The 21213-nt window shown below is 70.9% G+C and carries 17 protein-coding genes and 1 pseudogene; 6 read left to right on the top strand and 12 right to left on the bottom strand.

Annotated features, from left to right (window positions below):
• Positions 1-29 precede the first annotated feature (29 nt).
• From A4X16_RS09710 to A4X16_RS09690, 5 genes are all read right to left on the bottom strand, one after another.
• Positions 30-1637 (bottom strand): RNA polymerase sigma factor, encoded by a 1608-nt coding sequence (locus A4X16_RS09710; RefSeq protein WP_197491813.1) that lies wholly within the window; start codon positions 1635-1637, stop codon positions 30-32.
• A gap of 263 nt (positions 1638-1900) precedes the next feature.
• Positions 1901-2515 carry a hypothetical protein gene (locus A4X16_RS09705; protein WP_067119958.1) on the bottom strand — a complete coding sequence of 205 codons (615 nt, stop codon included), beginning with the start codon at positions 2513-2515 and terminating at the stop codon, positions 1901-1903.
• Entirely contained in the window at positions 2512-3453 is a 942-nt protein-coding gene (locus A4X16_RS09700; protein ID WP_082914392.1) for a class C sortase, read from the bottom strand. The genes A4X16_RS09705 and A4X16_RS09700 overlap by 4 nt, the downstream gene beginning before the upstream one ends.
• Positions 3454-3543: 90 nt before the next feature.
• Positions 3544-5025 (bottom strand): SpaH/EbpB family LPXTG-anchored major pilin, encoded by a 1482-nt coding sequence (locus tag A4X16_RS09695; RefSeq protein WP_067119955.1) that lies wholly within the window; start codon positions 5023-5025, stop codon positions 3544-3546.
• Positions 5026-5091: 66 nt separating this feature from the next.
• Positions 5092-7614 (bottom strand): prealbumin-like fold domain-containing protein, encoded by a 2523-nt coding sequence (locus tag A4X16_RS09690; RefSeq protein WP_067119952.1) that lies wholly within the window; start codon positions 7612-7614, stop codon positions 5092-5094.
• 229 nt (positions 7615-7843) lie between these two features.
• On the opposite strand from A4X16_RS09690, the gene A4X16_RS09685 reads away from it, so the two are divergent.
• A complete protein-coding gene (locus A4X16_RS09685) occupies positions 7844-8491 on the top strand; it encodes a LysE family translocator (RefSeq protein ID WP_067119949.1) in 648 nt (215 codons plus the stop codon).
• 9 nt (positions 8492-8500) lie between these two features.
• Here A4X16_RS09685 and A4X16_RS09680 read toward each other — a convergent pair whose 3' ends face one another.
• The 4 genes and pseudogenes from A4X16_RS09680 to A4X16_RS09665 form a co-directional block, all read right to left on the bottom strand.
• Positions 8501-9301 (bottom strand): DUF1206 domain-containing protein, encoded by an 801-nt coding sequence (locus A4X16_RS09680; protein ID WP_067119947.1) that lies wholly within the window; start codon positions 9299-9301, stop codon positions 8501-8503.
• A 70-nt stretch (positions 9302-9371) separates the two neighbouring features.
• Entirely contained in the window at positions 9372-10022 is a 651-nt protein-coding gene (locus A4X16_RS09675; protein WP_067119944.1) for a GyrI-like domain-containing protein, read from the bottom strand.
• Between the two features lie 83 nt (positions 10023-10105).
• Positions 10106-10970 (bottom strand): annotated as a pseudogene (locus A4X16_RS09670) (AraC family transcriptional regulator).
• Between the two features lie 92 nt (positions 10971-11062).
• Positions 11063-12232 (bottom strand): ROK family transcriptional regulator, encoded by a 1170-nt coding sequence (locus tag A4X16_RS09665; RefSeq protein ID WP_067119941.1) that lies wholly within the window; start codon positions 12230-12232, stop codon positions 11063-11065.
• Between the two features lie 86 nt (positions 12233-12318).
• Between A4X16_RS09665 and xylA the strand changes: the two genes are divergently transcribed.
• From xylA to A4X16_RS09640, 5 genes are all read left to right on the top strand, one after another.
• Entirely contained in the window at positions 12319-13506 is a 1188-nt protein-coding gene (gene xylA / locus A4X16_RS09660; protein WP_067119938.1) for a xylose isomerase, read from the top strand.
• A gap of 5 nt (positions 13507-13511) precedes the next feature.
• Positions 13512-14804, top strand: coding sequence for a xylulokinase (gene xylB / locus A4X16_RS09655; RefSeq protein ID WP_067119936.1), 1293 nt, complete (start codon positions 13512-13514; stop codon positions 14802-14804).
• A 19-nt stretch (positions 14805-14823) separates the two neighbouring features.
• The gene (locus tag A4X16_RS09650; RefSeq protein WP_331709750.1) at positions 14824-15786 is read left to right on the top strand and encodes an NAD(P)-dependent oxidoreductase; all 963 of its coding nucleotides are present in this window, start codon (positions 14824-14826) and stop codon (positions 15784-15786) included.
• A gap of 66 nt (positions 15787-15852) precedes the next feature.
• Complete coding sequence (locus A4X16_RS09645) at positions 15853-16473, top strand: TetR/AcrR family transcriptional regulator (protein ID WP_067119990.1); 621 nt, start codon at positions 15853-15855, stop codon at positions 16471-16473.
• 128 nt (positions 16474-16601) lie between these two features.
• Positions 16602-17969 (top strand): D-alanyl-D-alanine carboxypeptidase family protein, encoded by a 1368-nt coding sequence (locus tag A4X16_RS09640; protein WP_067119987.1) that lies wholly within the window; start codon positions 16602-16604, stop codon positions 17967-17969.
• A gap of 13 nt (positions 17970-17982) precedes the next feature.
• Here A4X16_RS09640 and A4X16_RS09635 read toward each other — a convergent pair whose 3' ends face one another.
• The 3 genes from A4X16_RS09635 to A4X16_RS09625 form a co-directional block, all read right to left on the bottom strand.
• Positions 17983-19029: an NAD(P)-dependent alcohol dehydrogenase gene (locus A4X16_RS09635; protein WP_067119933.1), complete on the bottom strand. Its 1047-nt coding sequence runs from the start codon at positions 19027-19029 to the stop codon at positions 17983-17985.
• Positions 19030-19214: 185 nt separating this feature from the next.
• Positions 19215-20339 (bottom strand): Gfo/Idh/MocA family protein, encoded by a 1125-nt coding sequence (locus tag A4X16_RS09630; RefSeq protein WP_067119930.1) that lies wholly within the window; start codon positions 20337-20339, stop codon positions 19215-19217.
• Positions 20336-21160, bottom strand: coding sequence for a sugar phosphate isomerase/epimerase family protein (locus A4X16_RS09625; protein WP_067119927.1), 825 nt, complete (start codon positions 21158-21160; stop codon positions 20336-20338). The genes A4X16_RS09630 and A4X16_RS09625 overlap by 4 nt, the downstream gene beginning before the upstream one ends.
• Positions 21161-21213: the final 53 nt, after the last annotated feature.

The raw sequence follows: 21213 nt of genomic DNA, 5'->3' as shown, positions 1-21213 counted from the left end.
GGTCAAGCGCCGTGCGGATCGACGGCGCCTCACGGCGCTCCCCCGCTCTCGGCGGCATCGGGGACGACGCAGGGCGAAGGCACGGACGGCGCGGACGGAGACGGCGGACCGTCGGACGGGGCACCACCGGACCAGCCCCACGCGAGGCCGTGCGGCACCTCCCCCGAACGACCTGCGGATCCGGATGGGGGCGTCCCGTCGCTCTCGGCGGGACCGTCGCCGCACGCGGGGTCGCCTGCCGCCTCGAGCGCGTCGGTCGTCCCGGGCGCCTCCGCCGCCGACGGCTCCTCGGCGTCCGGCTGGAGGACATCCAGGGCGTCGCCCGGCGGTGCCGGCACAGGCACCGGCACCGGCATCGGCACTGGCATCGGCACCGGCAGAGTGGAGACAGCCTCGACCGGCTGCTGCTCGGAGGCCGGAACGGCATCCGGCGAACGTCCGTCGTCGCGCACCGCCGTGCCCGGGTCCTGCGCCTCCGGCGGAAAGGAGTCGGGTGCAGGCCGTTCGAGGCCGATCTCCGGCGGCTCCGCCGCGTCGCTCTCGATGCCGCCTGTCGAGCCGTCGGCCGGGGCGTCCTTCGCCGCGACCGACAGGACGTCGCTGCTGCGCGCCTCGACCGTCGGCGGTCGGACGATGCCCGAGACGAACACCGCTCCGGTGACCATCGCCGCGGAGGCGGCGACGAGCGCCAAGGCTGTCACGCCTGCCGGGATCGACGGCAGCCGCGCACTCCCCGAGCCCGCCGAGGCGTCCGAAGACGAGGCTCGCCCGGCGAAGACGGCGCGATATCCGCGACGCCACGGGTCGCCGGCGAGTGCGAGTCCCGTGGCCGACGGTTCGTCGCCGAGGTAGATCGCGGCCGCCGCCCCGCCGATCAGGGCGGCGGGGAGGATCGATCGCAGCCGTTGCGAGACCGTGTCGATCTCCGCCGCCACGAGCCGGCAGCCCTGGCATCCGTCTGCGTGCTCCCCGAAGCGCTGGGCCTCGGCGCTGCGGACGGATCTCTCCCGCCGAGCGACGACGCGTTCGCAGAACCACCGGCAGTCCTCGGGGCGGGAGGGGTCGCGGATGTGCGCTTCGAGCCACGCCCGCCGGAAGCCGTCCCTGGCGCGGACAGCGAGCGCCGACACCGCGTTCGGCGTCATGCCGAGGATCGGCGCGATCTCCCGCGGCCGCATCCCCTCGACCTCGAGATACCAGAGCAGCGTGCGATGCCGCGCGGAGAGCGTCGTGAAGACCGCGGCGATGCTCGATCGCTCCGATATCCGCTCGAGAGGGTCGTCGGCGGGCGCGAGCTCCCGCTCCGCCACCACGTCGATCGACACCGTCCCGCTCGTGCGCGCCCAGCGCGCCGCCGTGTTGCGCAGCGTCGCGAGCAGATAGGGGCGGAAGGCGTCGACCGGCCCGCCACCGGCCTTCATGACGCGCAGGATGGAGGCGAACGCCTCGCTCACGAGGTCGTCGGCATCGGACGAGGGGGAGATCGCGCGGGCCGCTCGACGGGCGGATTCCGCGTGTCGGCGCCAGAGGAGGGCGAAGTCGCCGATATCGCCCGCTCGCACCGCCTCGATGACTTCCGCATCCGACGGATCGAGGGCCTGCACGTCATCGTCCGGCACTGGTGTCGTGGGGGTCATGATTCTCCGAGCGGGGGCTTCCGTACCGGGCACCTCATGAGTCGTCTGAGATCGCTCCGGAACAGGGACGAGGCGTTGGGGGCGCCTCGTCCCTCCGACTCTCATGAGGGTCGATTCCGCCCACGATGTCGGCCGGGGAGGGGTCGAGCACGCGGAGCGGGGCGTCGGCGGGGAACCGACGCTCAGGCCTGGGGCCATACTTACAAGACCCTTACGGGGTCGAATCGTGACGCTCACGTCGCAGCCGGGCCGGGGAGTCGCCGTCATCCCGAGCTGCCCTGGCCGTCGACGGACACGGGGTCCGCGGGCGCGAGGGCGAGGAACCGCATCCTGTTCTCCCCGTAGAAGCAGGTCTGCACCATGAACTCGCCGGACATCCCGACGAGCTCCTCGATGTTCGACCACTTCGGCGTATGCCGCTCCTCGACCACCTCGTACACGATGTCGGAGCCCTCGACCGTGACGCGCTGCCCGATCTCCCAGCCGAGGATGACGTCGCCTCCGCAGTTGTTGTGCGCGGCGAACAGCGGCGGCACGCCGTCGATCCGGTAGCTGGTCATCTCGGTGAAGGTGCCGTCGCAGCGATCCAGCTCGCGCATGCCGCCCTCGCCGCCGAGCCGGATCTCGGGGAGCTGACCCGGCGCGAGGATCTCGCGCAGCTGCTGAGCCGCCGCCACCTTGATGCCGCCGGTGATCCGGTCGACGGCATCCGGCGCGACGATGGATGCCACCAGGAACGACGCCCCCACGCCGACGAGGGTCAGGCTCACGACGAGCAGGCCCGGCAGGCGGCGCCAGCGCGAGGTCCGCGATGCCGACGGCGCCGCGAGCTCGCCCCGGGCTCCCGCCGGCGGTGCACCGCGCAGGTCGGCGGTCATGCCCTGCGCGCCCGCGACCGCCGCCTGCGACGCCGACGGCGCCGCGGCGTGATGAGCACGGCGGTGAGCGCAGGGACCCCGACCACGAGCAGCGCCCACCAGGGGAACCCGGCGGGGTTCTCCGCGTCGGCGATCGCCGTGACCGTGGCCTCGTCGGTCGGCGCCTCGATGCGCTCGGCGCGGACGAGCAGCCTGTGCGTGTTCACTCCCGTCGGCGTGCAGGTGACCAGGGTGACGTAGTCCTTGCCGGGTTCCGGCCGAAGCATCTCGGTCTCATCCGGCAGCACCGTCTGGATCTGATCGACTTCGTAGTAGAGGTCCTCACCCAGAGTCGTGACGATGATCACGTCGCCCTCGACGAGCTCGTCGATGTCGTCGAACAGCGTGGCCTGGACGAAGCCGTTGTGCCCGGTGAGCACGGTATGGGTCCCCGGTCCGCCGATCGGCAGCGAGGATCCGTAGAGGTGGCCGATGCCCTTCGCGAGGGTGTCTTCGCTCGTGCCGTGGTAGATCGGGAGGTCGACGCCGATCCGAGGGATGCGGACACGCGCCATCGCATCGGTGCCCTCGGTGACGAGGGTGTCGAAGTAGGCCGCGGCGCCGTCGCCGACCGCGGTCTGCTGTCCGTCGGCTCCGAGCGCGTAGGGATCGCGGAGGGGTCCGGTCGGAAGATTCTCGTTGTACCCCCGGGCCTCGGCCAGAAGGGCATCCCGCTCGTCATCCGGCGTGTTCTCGACCGCCTGCACGTATCCGTCGACCTCGGTGTCATGACTCCGCGCCGAGAACCACGACGCCGCCGTGGGGTACACGAGGACGAGGATGCCGACGGTCGCGATGATCATGATCGTCGCCTGGCTCCAGCCCCAGCGGGGTCGCGTTCCGCGCGAGCGCGTGCTGCGCCGGACGGCGGCGCGAACGGGGACGTCGGTGAGGGTCATTCCGGAGGCCTTCTCATGCGGGGATGGAGCGGATGTACCACGCGACCGTGCGGGGAAGGGAACGTCCCTCCCCCGCACGGTCGGTTCGGATCACGCCTCCGCGGCGGCCTTGCGGCGACTGCGGACGGCGAGCAGGAGCGCTCCGGCGAGCAGCAGGACGCCGCCGGCGAGGAACAGGGTCGTGCCTGTGCCACCGGTCAGCGGCAGCGTGAAGCCCGCGTTCGACGGCACGTTGACCACCTGGAGGTCGACGCCGACGGCGGTGGAGGCGGCCGTCACGGTGAACTCGATCGGCGCGGCGAGCAGCTCGAATCCGTCGGGCGCGACGGTCTCGGCGAGCCAGTACGACTGGTAGCCGTCCTCGCCCGGTGCGACAGCCGCGTTGTCGGCCCAGTCGGAGTAGCGCAGGCCGGAGATGGTGACGGTGCCGTCGGCCGCGACCGCGAAGTCGGTGGTGCCGGCGAGGGAGATCGCATTGGTGCCGTCGATCGCGTCCTGCTGGGTCGGGTAGACGGAGAACACCGCGCCGGTGAGCGGCGTGCCGGCCTTGTCGGTCTTCTGGATCGTGATGTCGCCCCACTTGGTGACGACCTCGGGCGTGACCGTCGGACCGCCGGGCTGGCCCGGAGTGACCGTGTACGAGCCCAGGTTCGGGTAGAGCACGGCGGTGTTGGCGATCTCCCCGACGGCGTTGACCTGGGCCGTGAGGACGACCTGCACCTCGGTGCCGTTGTGCGCGGCGAGCACGGCGAGTCCGGCCGCGGTGAACTCCACGGTCACGGCGTTCGTCGCGGCGTCCTGCACGACCGTGTAGTCGGTAGCGGCGAGCGGGGTACCGTCGACGAGGCTGACAGCGGCACTGACGTAGTCGAGCTTGGCGTCGAGCGTGTCGACGACCTTGTAGCCGTCGATGACCGCGACGTTGGGGATGTCGGACGTGATCGTGAAGTCGATCTCGTCGCCGATCTTCACGTCCTCGGAGTCCTCGACCGTCTTGGTCGCGCCGGTGAGGGCGTTCTTCGGGTAGACATTCACGTCGTACAGCCAGTTGTCGTCGTTCGCCGGGTCGGTGAGCGGCACGGTCACCAGGAACGGAGCGACGCCGGTCGAACCGGGCAGCGGCGCGGTCTCGACCACGAAGTAGAGCCCGAGGTCGAGGTTCGCGAGTTCGATCTCGCCGTTCGCATCGGTCAGCGTCTGCCCGCCGACGGCGCTGGCCGTGTAGCCGGCGGCCGTGATGTCGGCGATGCTGTCGGGCGCGCTGTCGGCGAGATCATTGGCCTCGACCCACCCCTGGTTGGAGGTGAGATCGATGGTGTCGACCTTGTAGACCGTGAAGCCGACGCCGGGCAGCGGCGTCAGGGCGACGTTCTGCTCGGTGCCGTCGTTCGGCAGGGCGGTCGGCGTCTCGGGGGCCTCGAACTTGTGGATCGTGAGCGATCCGACGGCATCGGGGTCGACGAGATTGGGCGTGGCCGCGCTCGCGGGCGCCGCCAGGGTCAGTGCGGCGATGCCCGCGACGAGCAGGCCGGCCGCAGCGCGGGAGCCGCGCGGAGTGGTGGGAGTGTTCACTGTGTCTCTTTCTCGGTGGCCAGGTTCCCCTGGCGGTTTCAGGTGATGTGGGTCGATGGGTTCAGGTCAGACCTGCGGGTCGTCGGCGTCGGCCGCAGAATGCCGACGACGGCTCCGGACGGCGAGTCCGACCGCGAGGAGCACGGTCAGCGATCCGCCGAGGACGTAGGGCAGGGCTCCGGTGCCTCCCGTGGTCGGCAGCAGCATCGCGGGCACGTCCCGCACCGTGATGAGCTGTCCGGTCGCGGTGACGGCGGCGTCGCCGCCCGCCACGACGCTGACGGTCCGGTCGGGGTTGATCGTGAACCGCACGGGCGCGGCGAGGAGGCTGAAGCCGTCCGGCGCCGTCAGCTCGCTCAACCAGTAGGTCCCCGCCGGGATGCTGTCGATCTGGAACAGCCCGGTCTCGACGCCGCGGACTGCGAACGGCAGCGCGCTCGTGCCCGGCGCGCCGTCGACGTCGGCGAGCACGGCGAACGACGATCCGTCCATGCGCACCCAGGAGCCGGTCTCGGACTCGCCGATCTTCTCGATCCTCAGCGGGATGCGGAAGGGCTCGATGGGCGTGGACGTGCTGTCGTCGTTCGACCGGACCGGCACACCGCGCGGCGCAGTTCCGGTCGAGAACGCCGTGTTCACGACCTCTTTCGCGTCGACGTCCGGCTGCGTGATCACGTACGGGGCCGTCGCCGCGCACTGCGCGACCTGGCCGGGCGCGAGGGTGGTCGGCGTGCAGGACACCGCGATGCCCCGCTGTGTCAGCTTGTCGTCGGTCACCGCGACGTTCGCGACCGTGACGTTCCCGGTGTTCGTGACGTCGAAGGCATACATGATGTGGTCCCCGAGTCCCGTGACGCCGTCGTGGTCCACGTCGACGACCGAGGCGGTCTTGTCGAGCAGCAGCTTCGGCGTCAGCACGGCAGGGATGATCTCGTCGTCGGTGTCCGTGACCTGGGGGCCGACCACGGGGGTTCCCGTGGCGCGGGCGACGTTGGTCAGCTGAGCGCTGTCGAGGTCGGCCTGCTGCACCACATAGACGGCCGCGCACGTCATCCTCGCGCCGCTCGCGAGCGAGGAGCCCTGCGTCGGCGTGCACGTCAGCCCCGTCATGTCGCCGATGCCCGAGAAGGCGTCCTCCGTGATGCGCACGTTCGTGAGGGTGGTGTTGGTCGTCGTGTTGGTCGGCGCCTTGGGCGTCGTGTTCGTCGCCACGAAGGAGTAGCTGACGACGTCGCCGACCTTGGTGAAGACCTTGTCCGGGTCGGTGTCGCTGTCCACCGCGACCCCGTTGACGGCCGTGATGCGCTTGACGATGTCGATCGACGGCTGGATCACCTCGAGCGACGCGTCGGCCGGCGGGTTGAGGTTGGTCGTGATGTTCGCGGGACCGTTGACGTAGGTGCCGTTCACCGTCGAGGTCACGTCGACCGTGACGGTGCACGAGGCCTGGTTCAGCGCCAGGTCGCCCCCGGTCACGGACACCGAGGTGCCGCCGGCCGGAGCGGTCACGGCATAGGCCGCGCCGGTGCGCTGGATGCAGGTCCCGCCGATGTTCGGGACGGCGGCGATCCTGAGGTTCGCCGGCAGGGCGTCGGTGATGAACCAGTCGTTCTTGGCCATGAGATCGGTGGTGTTGGTCACGGTGAGCGTCATCTTGGACACGCCGCCGTTGGTGATGACCGTCGGGCTGAACGCCTTGTCGAGCTGCGGGGTGACGTCGACGATCTGCGGGAGGTCGAAGGCGGCGTCGTTGCCCGATCCGCTGGCGGTGGCGTTGTACAGGGAGAGGCCGAGATTCGCCGTCGTCCCGACGGGGACCTGGTATGCCGCGGACTGCAGCTTCTTCACCTGCGGGGCCCAGTCGGTGTTGTTGGAGCAGGGGTTGAGTCCCGTGCTGAGCACGACCGGAGAGCCGTTGACGATGAGCGAGAACGTCTCCTTCGGCTGGTTCGCTCCGCCCGCTGCCGGACAGCTCGCCGCCGCGAAGTAGGCGGACACGGCGTAGTAGTGTCCGGCGACCGCAGGGATCGTGTTCACCGTGCGGAACTGGGTGCCCGCCGAGATCGTTCCGCCCGCACGGTTCGTGTACTCCGACAGCACCTGGTTCGTCAGCGCCTGCGACGCGGTCTGCCCCTGGGCGACGCCGAGAGCGGTCGCCATGTCGCGCAGCTGATTCCAACCGTCCGGCTGGTTGTTCAGGCAGCCGGTGTCTGTCGCGGGGATCGGAGTCGAGGAGTTGAGGATCCACCCGTTGCACTGGCCGCCCAGCGGCGTCCACTGCGAGTCCGCGGTGTAGGTCGAGTTCGCCGCCGCTGCGGCGCCGACATACGTCAGGATGCTGATCGGCAGCACCGTCGCGTTCAGGTTCGAGAAGTTCTCCGTGTAGATGGGCGTGCCCGCCTGCGGGGTGCCCGGCGTCCCCGGCACCGTCGCGGCGGCGGTGAGTCCGGCGCCCGGCGCGACGGATGCCGCCGCGACGAGGAGGCCGACGACGGCGAGCGAGCCGAGCAGTCGTGTCCGTGCCCTGCGGCGCGGTGCGGCGTCGGCGCGCGCGGTGCGCGCCGGCGCGCGGCGTGAGCGCATGCTCATGTGTGTGTCCCATTCCGGCATCGCCGGACACGCGCTCGACGCGCTGTCACGGTGATCGCCTGTTCCCCAGTGCGGTCAGTCCCCCAGTGGACGGAGCCCGAGGGCATCCGTCTCTTACCCAGACCGGGGTGGGCGCGTTTTATGACGGCGCCGGGAGAAAACTCTCCGTTCGATCGATCCGCGGGTGGGATCCCGCCGTGCGATCGCACTCCTCCCCTAGGCTCACAGCATGTTCAGCGCCGAGACACTCCTCGCCTTCGTCGTCGCGGCGTTCATCATGGTCGCGATCCCCGGCCCGACGGTGCTGTTCACGATCGGACGCGCGATGGCTCTGGGACGGACCGGCGGCTTCCTCAGCATCCTCGGCACCGCGTTCGGCTCGGTGGTGCTCGTGATCGCGGTGGCGTTCGGAGTGGGGACCGTCATCGCGCAGTCCGCCGTGCTCTTCACGATCGTGAAGGTGCTGGGAGCGGGCTACCTCGTGTTTCTGGGCATCCATGCGATCCGCCACCGCAAGGATGCGGCGACGGCGATCGGCGGCACCACCCGCGCGCGCTCCCCGCTCCGGCTGCTCGGCGAGGGATTCGTCGTGGGCGCCACGAACCCGAAGTCCATCGCGTTCTTCCTCGCGATCCTGCCGCAGTTCGTCGATCTCCATGCGGGATCCGTCGCCGCGCAGCTCGTCGTCCTGGGTCTGGTGGTCGTCGCGATCGGCGTCGCGTGCGACGCCGTGTGGGTGCTGCTGGCGAGCGCCGCCCGCGACTGGTTCGCCCGCTCGCCGCGCCGGCTCGAGGCGATGGGGGCGACCGGGGGCGCGCTCATGATCGCCCTCGGCGGGTTCCTGTTCGTGTGGAGCGAGAGGCCCGTCAGCGCCTGATCCGACGCGTCACATGCGCGCGTAGCGCGCGCGGACGATGCTGAACAGTCCGTAGACGACGAGCCCGGCCCCGACGAGCCAGAGGATCAGTCGCCCGAAGGGCAGGTCCGCGAGGCTGCGCAGCGCCGCATCCAGTCCGGCGGCCTTGTCGGGGTCATGGGTCCACGCGGCGACCACGAACAGCAGCCCGGTCACGCCCACGGCGATCCCCTTCGCGAGGTATCCCGCCACTCCGAGCGCGACGAACGGCACCCGCGCCGGACCCGACGGCAGATCCATGGTCTTCTCGAACCCGCGGGTGAATCCTCCGATGAAGAAGCCCGCGCCCACGGCGATCACCGCGAGGCCGACCACGATCAGGGCGACGACGCCGCCCGGGGCCGACAGCACGACGGCGCTGAACGTCTGCGAGGTCTTCTCCGATTCGGCGGTGCCGCCGAACGCGAAGATGAGAGCGAGCCCGGCGATGACGAGATAGGCCGCGGCGATGCCGAGGAGCTTGATCCGCTGCCCCCATCTGCGAGCGTCGTCCTTGCCCGTCGCGATGAAGGCCGTGAGGATCTGCCAGACGGCGAGCGCGATCAGGGCCACCGCGATCGCCCCGAGGATCAGGCCTCCGACGGGTGTCGAGCGGATCTGCTGCATCGCTCCGTCCTGGTCGGCATCGCCCCCGCCGCCGGAGGCGATCGAGACGGCGAGCGCTCCGATCATGATGTGGACCAGGCCGATGACGACGAACCCGATGCGTGCGACGACGCGGAACGCGTCCGACCGCCTCGCCGTGCGCGCGGCCTTCTTCGGGGTGCCCATCCGAGCAGGATATCGGGCCGGACGGAAACGTCCCGGGGGGGTTGATTCCCGGCGGATCCTGCGGTCCACGTCAGCCGATGCGCTCGACCGGCTGGCGCAGGATGGTCCGCAGTCGCTCGGGAGCGACGCGTCGGACATCGCTCAGGTATACCTCATGGTGCCGCCCCGTCATGCGCAGCCCGTTCTCGGGCACGACCCGCTCGTGCAGCTCCTCGAGCACGGGCGCCTCATCGTCGTACGAGCCCACGTGCAGGGTCTGCACGCACAGTCCCTCCGTCAGCGTCTCGAGACGCACGGAGCGCAGCGACGGCACCGACTGCTTCTTCTTCGCGAGCCTGACCTCGACCCGGTCGACGCACTCGGCGAACAGCTCGGCCGTGACATGGTCGGGCACCATGATCATCAGCGTCCAGCGCCAGGCGGATTTGTCGCGACGGGTCGTGAACGACGCCATGTCGTCCGCGTCCCAGAGTCCCTCCAGCGGCATCACGACGGAGTCCACGCCGAACTGCGCACGACTCGCGAACTTCACCGCGTACGCGAGGGGGAACAGCGCCTCGACGGCATCCGTGTAGGCCGGGGCCGCATTGGGGTCGCCGGCCCCGTCGACCATCAGATACCGCATCGGCGGCACCTCGAGGACGCGGAACTCGCCGCGCGCGGCCCGGTAGGCGTCGAGCGTCTTCTTCGGGTCGAGGGTCTTCTTCGGGTCGGTCGCCACGGGATCCTCCGTCCGTTCCCGCCAGTGTGCCACGGGGTTCCCGCGGACGGGGAGGGCGGTCGCGCGCCCGCCCGTGCGCGGACTCACTGCTTCTCGACGGCCATCCAGAGCTCGCACGTCGCCGTGGCGCCGGTGAAGTCGAGATACCGGACGATGGACGGACCCGGACGGAGCCGCCATGGGTTCGACGGGAACCATTCGGTCGCGGTCGCGGCCCACAGGGTCTGCAGGGTCTCCGGGAACGGCCCTCCGGCGACGAACACCGCCCAGCTCCCGGCCTCGACGCGGAGCGATCGCAGATCGTCCGGGATCGGTGTGCCCGCGCCGATGGAGACGCCGTGCAGATAGGTGAGGGAGGTCCCTTCCGGCGCGTCAGGAGCGACATCCGCCGTGACGGCGAGGATGCCGCCCGGTTCGGCATCGCCGAGGGCCTTCAGCCGCGCGTGCTCCTCGGGAGCGATCGCGGCGATATGCGCCTGGATGTGCGGATTGACACCTCGATGGACGAGGGGCACCTCGGCGGCGTGGCCGACGAGGATCAGTTCGGGCATGGTGCGGACGGTGACGTCCATCTGACTGCTCCCTTCGACGCTCAGGCGGAACCGGAGCGTGGACTGTGTGCGGAGAGGCCCCCCCGTCTCGGCGCGCTTCGGCCGGCGCGATCCCGTGCACCGACCGGAAGGCACGGCCGAAGGCCTCGACCGATCCGTATCCGTGCCGGACAGCCACGTCGAGCAGATCCGGCGCGCCGGCTGCGAGTTCCGCGCCGGCGAGCGTCATCCGCCGCCTCCTCACGTATTCCGACAGCGGCATCCCGGCGAGGGCCGAGAACATCCGACGGAGGTGGTACTCGGTCGTCCCGTGCGCGCGAGCGAAGGCCGCGACGTCGAGGTCCTCCTGCGTCGCACCGTCGACCGCGTCGACGAGGGCGTTCAGCGTTCCGATCATGGGTCCTCCTTTCCCCCTCAGGATGCTCCCGAGCGATCCGGCCGCGCCCGATCGTCCGTGCCGCATCCGGTCGGGCTGCAGGCAGACCGCGGTCAGGTGCGGTCTGCCGGATCCGCGAGCAGGTCGGCGAAGGCGAGTTCCGCCGCCCCGATCAGGAGCCTGTCGGGGCCGAGCGCGGCGGGGCGGATCTCCAGGCCGTCCGCGCTCTCGGCCATCGCGAGCGCGTCGACATCGCCGCGGATCCCGTCGGCGCGCATCTCGGCGAGTGTCGCCAGGAACCCTCCGACGACGATGACGGCCGGATTGAGGACGTTGATCGCGTTCGCCAGCGCGCTCGCGAGCACACGGGCCTGGCGGGTGACCTCGTCGTCGACGGCGGTCGACCCCGCGCCGCGCAGCTCGGTGTCGAGGGTCTCGTCGTCAGCCGTGTCGAGCCCCACGACGTCGAGAAGACGACGTCGGCTGACCTCCGCCTCCAGGACGCCGTCGACGGTCCGCCGATCGGCGTCGGACGAGATGCGCGGTCTGTTCTGTCCGAACTCCCCGGCGTAGCCGCCTGCTCCGGCCACCGCCGTGCCATGGATGATGAGGCCGCCGCCGATGCCCGAGGCTCCGCCGTTGAGATAGACAATGTGGTCGATGCCGCGTCCGGCGCCGTAGCGGTGCTCGGCGATCGCGCCCAGGGTCGCGTCGTTGTCGACGACGACGGGGAGGTCCGTCGCCGAGCGGACCAGCGACGCGAACGGCACGTCGCGCCATTCGAGATGCGGCGCATTGCGGACCACGCCGTCGGCCGCGCGGACCAGTCCGGGCACGGCGACGCCGATCGCGTGCACACGCGATGCGGCGAGGACCCCGTCGCGCCAGGCGGCGATGCGCGCGGCGACGACCTCGGCCACAGCCTCCGGCGTCGGCAGCGCGGAGTTCGGCAGCCGCTCGCGAGCGCGGATGCTGCGGTCGAGTCCGACGGCGGCGATCTCGATCGCGTCCACCTCGGGGTTCACCGCGATCGCGACGACCTCAGGGGATGCCGACACGACCGGGGAGGGGCGGCCGACCCGGCCGGGCACGTCGGGCACCTTCTCATCGACCAGTCCCAGGCGCACGAGCTCGGCGACGAGATCGGCGATGGTCGACCTGTTCAGCCCGGTGGTCTCGGTGAGCGCCGCGCGTGACTGCGCCCCGTCCTCGTGCACGAGCCGGAGGATGCGTGCGAGGTTGTGCGGGCGCGTGCCCGGCGCGGGACTCGTCGGTGACGGCATCCCTTCACTGTAGGGGGTGGACGACCGCCCTGTCGTGCTATATGTTGTGAATCGCAACATATTCGTCGACCTGCATCGGAGCAGACATGCCCACCCCCACCCGTGACGACAAGTTCTCCTTCGGCCTCTGGACCGTGGGCTACAACGGAGCCGATCCGTTCGGCGGCCCCACGCGCCCCGCGCTCGACGTGGTGCACGCGGTCGAGAAGCTCGCCGAGCTCGGCGCCTACGGGCTCACGTTCCACGACGACGACCTCTTCTCCTTCGGCTCGACCGACGCCGAGCGCCAGACGCAGATCGACCGTCTGAAGGGCGCGCTCTCCGACACCGGCCTCGTCGTGCCGATGGTGACGACGAACCTCTTCAGCGCGCCGATCTTCAAGGACGGTGGCTTCACCTCGAACGACCGCGACGTGCGACGCTACGCGCTGCGCAAGGTGTTCCGCCAGCTCGACCTGGGCGCCGAGCTGGGAGCGCAGACGTTCGTCATGTGGGGCGGCCGCGAAGGCGCCGAGTACGACTCCGCGAAGGACATTCGCGCGGCCCTCGAGCGCTACCGCGAGGCCGTGAACCTGCTCGGCGACTACGTCACGGACAAGGGATACGACATCCGCTTCGCGATCGAGCCCAAGCCCAACGAGCCGCGCGGCGACATCCTGCTGCCGACGCTCGGCCACGCGATCGCCTTCATCGACTCGCTCGAGCGCCCGGAGCTGGTCGGCCTCAACCCCGAGGTCGGGCACGAGCAGATGGCCGGACTCAACTTCGCCGCGGGCATCGCCCAGGCGCTGTTCCACGGCAAGCTCTTCCACATCGACCTCAACGGCCAGCGCGGCATCAAGTACGACCAGGACCTCGTGTTCGGACACGGTGATCTGCACAACGCGTTCGCCCTCGTCGACCTGCTCGAGAACGGCGGCCCCGGCGGCGTGCCCGCCTACGACGGCCCCCGTCACTTCGACTACAAGCCGAGCCGCACCGAGGACGAGACCGGCGTATGGGACTCCGCGGCCGCCAACATGCGCACCTACCTCCTGCTGAAGGAGCGCGCCGCGGCCTTCCGCGCCGACCCCGAGGTGCAGGAGGCGCTCGCCGCATCGCGCGTCGACGAGCTGTCGACCCCGACGCTGGCCGAGGGCGAGTCGTACGACGACTTCCTCGCCGACCGCTCCGCCTACGAGGACTTCGATCCCTCGCAGTACTTCGGGGGCAAGGGGTTCGGCTTCGTCCGCCTGCAGCAGCTCGCGACCGAGCACCTGCTCGGCGCTCGCTGATCGCCGTGCCGCTGGTTCTCGGGGTCGACTCGTCGACCCAGTCCTGCAAGGTCGTCGTGGTCGACGCGTCGACCGGCGCGGTCGTACGCGCCGGTCGGGCGACGCATCCCGAGGGGACGTCGGTCGACCCCGAGGCCTGGTGGCACGCCCTGCAGACCGCGATCGCCGACGCGGGCGGCCTGGACGACGTCGCCGCGTGGGCGATCGGCGGGCAGCAGCACGGCATGGTCGCGCTCGACGCGTCGGGCGCCGTGATCCGCGACGCGCTGCTGTGGAACGACACCCGATCGGCGGATGCCGCGGCCGATCTGATCGACGAGTTCGGCGCTCCTGCGCTCGCCGAGCGCACCGGACTGGTCCCCGTGGCGTCGTTCACGATCACGAAGCTGCGCTGGCTGCGCGACCACGAGCCGGAGAACGCGGCGCGGGTCGCCGCGGTGGCCCTCCCCCACGACTGGCTCACCTGGCGGCTGCGCGGCTTCGGCCCGGAGAACCCCGCGCTCGACGAGCTCGTCACCGACCGCTCCGATGCGTCGGGCACCGGCTACTGGAATCCCACGACCGGTGCGTACGACCGCGAGCTGCTGGCGGCGGCCCTCGGGCACGACGCCGTCCTGCCCCGCGTGCTCGCACCCGGCGAGTCGGCGACCGACGCCGGGGGCCGCCGTGTCGGCGCCGGGGCCGGGGACAATGCGGCGGCCGCGCTCGGTCTCGGCGCAGTGCCGGGCGACGCGGTCGTGTCGATCGGTACCTCGGGCACGGTGTGCGCCGTCAGCGCCGCGCCGTTGCGCGACACGACCGGCACCGTGGCGGGCTTCGCCGATGCATCCGGGAACTTCCTGCCGCTGGTCGCCACTCTCAACGCCGCCCGCGTCATCGATGTCGCCGCCGCGCTGCTGGGCGTCACGCATGACGAGTTCAGCGACCTGGCACTGCGGGCGGACGCCGGCGCGGGCGGGTTGACTCTGCTCCCCTACTTCGAGGGCGAGCGCACCCCCAACCTCCCGGATGCCACGGCGTCGCTGTCCGGCATGACGCTCGCGTCGACGACGCGGGAGAACCTCGCCCGCGCCGCGGTCGAGGGGATGCTGCGCGGACTCGGCGCCGGCCTGGACGCGCTGCGCGATCTGGGCGTGCCGCTCGAGCGCGTCCTCCTCATCGGCGGAGGCGCCCAGTCCGAGGCCGTGCGCCGCATCGCTCCCGGCATCCTCGGACTGCCCGTCGTGGTGCCCGAGCCCGGCGAGTACGTGGCGCTCGGCGCCGCCCGTCAGGCAGCCGCACTCGTCGTCGGAGCCTGACGATGACTACGGTGGAGGGGTGCCGAGAATCAAGATCCTGATCCCGAACAGCATCGACCTGCACCTCACCGCGGATGCCGACGTGGTCGTCTACGACATCGACGACGCCATCCCCGCCGAGCATCGGGACGCGGACATGCTCGTGGTCTGGCACAACTCCGCCGAGCGGCTGCGCGACGCGGCGCGCCACCTCCCGCGTCTGCGGGTCGTGCAGGCTCTCGCCTCGGGCACGGATGCCGTGCTCGCGGCCGGCTTCGCCGACGACGTGCGCATCTGCTCGGGGCGCTCGCTGCATGACGGACCGGTCGCCGAGCACGCGCTCGCCCTGATCCTCAGCACGATCCGACGACTCGACACGCTGCACGACGCCCAGCACGACCACCGCTGGGACGAGGATTTCATCGAGGCGCAGGGCGCAGCAGCCAGCCAGGCTCTGTACACGCTCGCCGGCAGCCGCGTGACGATCTGGGGATTCGGCTCGATCGCCTCGACGCTCGCCCCGATCCTCCAGCTCCTCGGCGCACACGTCGAGGGCATCGCCCGCAGCGCCGGCGACCGCGCGGGGTTCACGGTGCACGCCGACACCGACGCCGCGGCGGTCCTCGCGGACACCGACGTGCTCGTCGCGATCCTGCCGGCCACGCCCGAGACGACCGGCCTCCTGGACGCGTCGACCTTTGGCTCTCTGAAGCGCGGCGCCGTGTTCGTCAACGTGGGCCGCGGCGCGACCGTCGACGAGGACGCACTGCGCGAGGCTCTCGAGTCGGGCCGGCTCCGCGCCGCGGCGATCGATGTCACGAGGACCGAGCCCCTTCCCGCCGACGATCCGCTGTGGGACGCCCCCGGTCTCGTCATCACGCCGCACGTCGCGGGCAACCGCCCGGTGGGCTCGAGCGCGCTCATCGACGACAACCTGCGACGGCTCGCCGCGGGCGACGAGCTGCGGAACCAGGTGCACCCCTCGTCAGCCGCTCGGGCGTAGTCAGCCGCTCGAGCTCGATACTTCCAATCGGAGGTATTCGTGGTGCGCGCTCGCTATCATCGGATCATGACCGATGCCTCCGCCGACGAGCCCCGCACGCGGGGTCGCTACGCGAAGGGCATCGCCCGCAGACAGGAGATCCTCGACAAGGCCATCGAGGTGTTCGCGGAGCGCGGCTCGAAGAAGACGAGCCTGCGGGCGATCGCCCAGGAGGTCGGGGTCACCCACGCCGCGCTGACGCACTACTTCGGCTCGCTCGAGGAGCTGCTCGTGGCGGTGTACCGCGAGTCGGAGCGTCGCTCGGACACCGAGAATCCCGACCCGCCGGCCGGGATCAGCCCCGCCATGATGATGCGCGTGTCGGCCGAGGAGAACCGCAGCATCCCCGGACTCGTGCAGCTGTACTCGATCCTCGTCGCGACCGCCCTCGAGGAGGACCACCCTGCCGCGCACGAGTTCGCGACGCAGCGCTTCGAGCGGCTCCGTCAGGACATGGCCGATCGTGTGCGCGATCTGCAGAGGACGGGCGACCTGCGCCCCGACCTCGACGCCGCTCTGGTCTCGGCACTCGTCATCGCGGCATCCGACGGCCTGCAGACGCAGTGGCTGCTCGACCCCTCCGTGGATCACGAGGCCGCGCTGGAGATGCTCGACCGCCTGCTCGCCGGAGACCGCCCCGCTCGCTGACGGGACCGGCGCGCCCCGCGGTCGCCCCTTTTGTCCCCCGAACAGCCGATACCGGAGGCGGCGGAGATACGGGAGGATGACCTCTTGTGCGGATGACGAGCGACGGTGGGCGCGATGAGGGGTTCTCGATGACGGCACCCGATCAGTCGGCGGACGGGCTCTCCGATTTCGCAGAGCTCATGGCCCGCGAGCAGGAGTTCGGCGGCGACGCCATCGATCCCGCGGTGCGCAGAAGGCGCCGACGACGAGGGCTCGTCGTCAGCGCGGTCTGCGTCCTCCTGCTCCTGGTCGTGACCGGAGGCTACATCGGGTGGGCTCTCACGGCGCCGGTGGATCCCCCTGCGGTGGCCACGCGCGCACCCCAGGCTCCGGTCGGCGCGGCGGTCTCCCTCGCCACACCTCCGGTCGCGGCCTCGGCGATCAGCATCGCCGGCGCCGACGCCTACCTGGGCGAGGCGGCGAGCGGGACGTGGTCGGCGACGGGGACGGGCGAGCCGCTCCCCATGGCGAGCATCACCAAGCTCATCACCGCCCTCGTCATCCTCGATGCGGCTCCGCTCGCGTCCGCGGACGACCCCGGGCCGACCATCACGTTCGGCAAGGCCGATCACGATCTGTACGACGAGTACTACGTGCGGGGCGCCACCATCGCTCCGATGCCCACCGGCACCTCGATGTCGCTGCACGACGCCCTGGCCGCCATGCTCATCCCCTCCGCGAGCAACTACGCCGACGCGCTGTCGACGCGGATCTTCGGATCGCAGAGCGCGTTCCTCGGGGCGACGCGCGACTGGCTCGCGGCCCACGGACTCTCCGGGACGACGGTCACGGAGCCCACGGGGATCAGCCCGCGCAACACGAGCACGCCCGCCGACCTGCTGGCCATCGCGAAGCTCGCCGCCGCGCACCCGGCGATCGCTCGGATCGTCGCGACGCCGTCGGTCTCGATCCCCGGGGCCGGCGCGCTCCACACCACGAACGGCCTCCTCGGCACTGCGGGCATCACGGGACTGAAGACGGGGAACCTGGGCGAGGGCACGCACAACCTGCTGTACACGGCGACGCTCGACGTGGGCGCGACCGATCGGCTCGCGATCACCGGGGTCGTCCTCGGAGGAGCATCGCGCGAGTCGGTCAACGCCACCGTGCTCGCCGCGCTCGAGAGCATCCGCTCCGGATTCCACCAGGTGCCGCTCGCGACCGAGGGTCAGGAGGTCGGAACCGTCTCGACCCCCTGGGGGTCCGACGCCACCCTCGTCATCGGCGAGAGCGCCTCGATCCTCACCTGGTCGGACACGCCGATCGAGCTGACGATGGATGTCGAGATGCCGTCCGCCTACCGCGACGGCACCGTGGTGGGACGCATCACCTGGACGGCAGGCCCGAACACCGTCACCGCTCCCGTGGAGGTCTCAGGGGCCATCGACCCGCCCACCGAGTGGTGGCGGCTCACGCACCCGTCGGAGCTGGGCTCCCCGTGGGATGCGGGCCCCTGAGACCACCTCCCGCTCAGGGGACGATGACGGCGCGGCCCCGGATGCTGTTCGCCGCGAGGTCCTCGTACGCCTTCGGGCCGTCGTCGAGCGAGTAGCTCTCGGTCTGGACGTGGATCTTCCCGGCGCGGGCGAGATCCAGCACCTCGATGAGCTCGGAGCGGGATCCCCAGTACGGGATGCGCACGGCCGCGTCGTAGGCGATCGAGCCGAACCCGAGGGTCATGCTGCCTCCGCCGATGCCGACGATCGTGACGTCGGCGTCCAGCGCCGCCACGCTCTGCGCCAGCGCCATCGTCGGGTTCGCGCCGACGAAGTCGAAGACCGCGTTCGCGCCGAGGCCGCCGGTGATCTCGCGGATCTTCTCGGCTGCGGACGCGTCGCTGATCAGCACGTGGTCAGCGCCCACCTCGGTGGCGAGTCGGAGCTTCTCGTCGTTCACATCGAGCGCGATGACGGTGGCGCCCGAGATCGCCTTGAGGATCTGGATGCCGACGTGGCCGAGTCCGCCCGTGCCGATGACGACCCCGACCGTGCCGGCGCCGAGCTTCGGGAGCGAGTTCTTTATCGCGTGGTACGGCGTGAGGCCCGCATCGGTGAGCGAGACGTTCTGCACGGGGTCCAGGTCGCCGAGCGGCACGAGGTGGCGGGCGTCGTCCACGATCATGTACTCGGCCATCGAGCCCTGGCTGCCGAGTCCGGGGGGACGGATGCCCTCGGCGGCGGCATTGGTGCAGTAGTTCTCCTTGCCCATCGAGCAGTTGTGGCAGCGGCCGCATCCCCACGGACCGTAGACCGCGACGGCATCCCCGACCTTGAGCGTCGAGTCGACGCCCTCGCCGATCTCGTGCACGACGCCGGCGCCCTCGTGACCGAGCGTCAGCGGCAGCGGGTACCCCTGCTCGAGGTAGTCCTTCTCGGGGAGACCCATGACGTAGTCGTCGGAGTGGCAGACGCCGCCCGCGGTGATCTTGAGCAGGACCTGACCGGGACCCGGCTTCGGGATCGGGATATCGACGACGACGGGGGGCTTGCCGATCTCGACGTAACGGAGAGCTTTCATGAATCACTTCTTTCTGATGGACGGAGCGGTCTGCCGCGCGGTGCGGAAGGCGGGAGCGCTCGAAGGCATCTCTTCCAGTATCCGCCTGCCTTCGCATCTCCCGGCCCGCACGGACGAACGACGGAGCCGCGGGCACCGACGGAGTCCGTCGACGCCCGCGGCTGGGGGTGCCGCCTGGATGTGGCTCACAGGGTCGCGGCGAAGGGGTCGAAGCCCTCGGGGAGCAGCGGCACCGGGGCGACCGTGCTCTCGACGACGACGGTCCGACCGCTCGCTGCCGACTCCTGGGCGGAGAGCAGGATGTCGAGCACGTGGTATCCGAGCTCGCCCGAGGCCACGTGCGGCCGATCCTCGGCGATCGCCCGCACCATGTCGAGGGCGCCGATGCCGCGTCCGACCTCCAGGTCGTCGTGCTCGATCTCGATCCACTCCTGCTCGAACGACATGCCGTCGCGGATCACGCCGAGCGGCTTGACGTAGGCGATCCGGCCCGCGAACGTGTTCGGGTCCGGGAGCACGATCGTGCCCTCGGTGCCGTGGATCTCCACGATACCGTGCCGCTCGAGCGCGGAGTCGAAGCTCAGCAGGCTCTGCGCCTGCGCACCGGCCTCGAACGCGGTGACGATCTGGATCGTCGAGGGCACCTCGACGGGGAAGGTCGTCCCCGCGTTCGGTCCGGTGTGGATCTCCCGCTCCTCGCGGGCCTTCGACCCGACGGCCGCGACCCGATCGACCGGACCCAGCAGGCTGACCAGCGCCGAGAAGTAGTACGGCCCCATGTCGAGCAGCGGTCCCGCGCCCTCCGCGAAGAGGAACGCCGGGCTCGGGTGCCACAGGTCGGGGCCCTGCGTCTGGAACGTCGTCTGCGCGAACAGCGGACGACCGATCACGCCGCTCTCGATCGCCCGTCGGGCGGCCTGGAAGCCGGGCCCGAGCAGCGTGTCGGGAGCCGATCCGATGCGCAGACCCGCCTCGGCGGCCTCACGCAGCAGCAGCGCGGCTCCGTCACGGTCGAGACCGAGGGGCTTCTCGGTCCAGACGTGCTTGCCGGCGGCGATCGCGGCTCGCGAGACCTCGATGTGGACGGCGGGGATCGTCAGGTTCACGACGAGATCGACGCCCGGGTGGGCGAGCACGTCCTCTGCGGATCCGAAGGCCGGCACCCCGTGCTTGGCGGCCTGGGCCTCCGCGCGGTCGAGCAGGAGATCGCCGACGATGAGCACGTCGACGTCGGGGAACGACGAGAGGTTCTCGAGGTAGGTGTCGCTGATGACGCCGACGCCGATGATGCCGACTCCGACCGCGCTCATCGGGCGAACCCGCCCTCGACGAGGAACGAGTAGCTGGCGGCGATGTCGGCGAACACGTCGCCGGGAGCGTTGTCGTACTCGATGATCGCGTACTGCAGGGCGGATGCCGCGCGCAGCGAGTCCGCGAGCGGGACGTCTCCGGTGCCGGCGTGGCGCTGATCGAGACTCGCGGACCCGAAGTCCTCGGCTCCGGGGGCGAACGGGTTCCTCTCGGGCGCGACGCCGTCCTTGACGTGTGCGGCGACGAGTCTGTCGCCCAGGCGGGAGACGAGGGCCGTGACGTCCTGGCCGCCGACGAGTGCCCAGTACAGGTCGAGCTCGAGCGCGACGCGCTCGTCCGTCAGGGCGACGAAGCGCTCGTACGCGGTCTGACCGTCGAATTCCTCGACGAACTCCTGCGCGTGGTTGTGATAGCCGACCTTCAGTCCGAACCCGGCCGCGGTCTCCACGAGAGCGTTCAGGCGGTCGGCGATGTCGGTGACGCCCTCGAGGGTGAACCAGCGCTCCGGAGCGACGAACGGGTCGATGACCGTGGTCAGGCCGACCTTCGCGGCGGCCTCGAAGACCACCTCCGGCGCGGGGCTGGGGATCGAGCCGTCCGGGGTCCACAGCTCGTCGGAGAGCAGCGGGGCGTGCCCCGTGGGCGACGCGAGCCCGGAGGCGTCGAGCGCGGCCCGGATCTCGTCGGGGCGGCGGACGAAGTCGAACGCCTCGACATTGCGGAGGCCGATCGCGGCGAGCTTGTCGAGCGAGCCCTCCATGTCGGCGGAGAACTCCGCGGCGAGTGTGTACAGCTGGACCGAGGCTTCTGGCAGGGCCACGTTGACCTTCCTTCGTTGTCGAGACGGGGACGGATGCTGCCGTCCGCGGCCAG

The organism is Microbacterium sp. H83, assembly GCF_001650405.1.
Lineage (GTDB): Bacteria > Actinomycetota > Actinomycetes > Actinomycetales > Microbacteriaceae > Microbacterium.
This window is presented reverse-complemented; position numbering and strand designations above follow the sequence as displayed.

What these genes read in the sequence shown, in the direction of transcription:
- A4X16_RS09710 (WP_197491813.1), bottom strand. Translation starts at nt 1,637, where the DNA reads ATGACCCCCACGACACCAGTGCCGGACGATGACGTGCAGGCCCTCGAT.
- A4X16_RS09700 (WP_082914392.1), bottom strand. Translation starts at nt 3,453, where the DNA reads ATGACCCTCACCGACGTCCCCGTTCGCGCCGCCGTCCGGCGCAGCACG.
- A4X16_RS09705 (WP_067119958.1), bottom strand. Translation starts at nt 2,515, where the DNA reads ATGACCGCCGACCTGCGCGGTGCACCGCCGGCGGGAGCCCGGGGCGAG.
- A4X16_RS09630 (WP_067119930.1), bottom strand. Translation starts at nt 20,339, where the DNA reads ATGAGCGCGGTCGGAGTCGGCATCATCGGCGTCGGCGTCATCAGCGAC.
- A4X16_RS09680 (WP_067119947.1), bottom strand. Translation starts at nt 9,301, where the DNA reads ATGGGCACCCCGAAGAAGGCCGCGCGCACGGCGAGGCGGTCGGACGCG.
- A4X16_RS09640 (WP_067119987.1), top strand. Translation starts at nt 16,602, where the DNA reads ATGACGGCACCCGATCAGTCGGCGGACGGGCTCTCCGATTTCGCAGAG.
- A4X16_RS09645 (WP_067119990.1), top strand. Translation starts at nt 15,853, where the DNA reads ATGACCGATGCCTCCGCCGACGAGCCCCGCACGCGGGGTCGCTACGCG.
- A4X16_RS09690 (WP_067119952.1), bottom strand. Translation starts at nt 7,614, where the DNA reads ATGAGCATGCGCTCACGCCGCGCGCCGGCGCGCACCGCGCGCGCCGAC.
- A4X16_RS09635 (WP_067119933.1), bottom strand. Translation starts at nt 19,029, where the DNA reads ATGAAAGCTCTCCGTTACGTCGAGATCGGCAAGCCCCCCGTCGTCGTC.
- A4X16_RS09685 (WP_067119949.1), top strand. Translation starts at nt 7,844, where the DNA reads ATGTTCAGCGCCGAGACACTCCTCGCCTTCGTCGTCGCGGCGTTCATC.
- xylA (WP_067119938.1), top strand. Translation starts at nt 12,319, where the DNA reads ATGCCCACCCCCACCCGTGACGACAAGTTCTCCTTCGGCCTCTGGACC.
- A4X16_RS09665 (WP_067119941.1), bottom strand. Translation starts at nt 12,232, where the DNA reads ATGCCGTCACCGACGAGTCCCGCGCCGGGCACGCGCCCGCACAACCTC.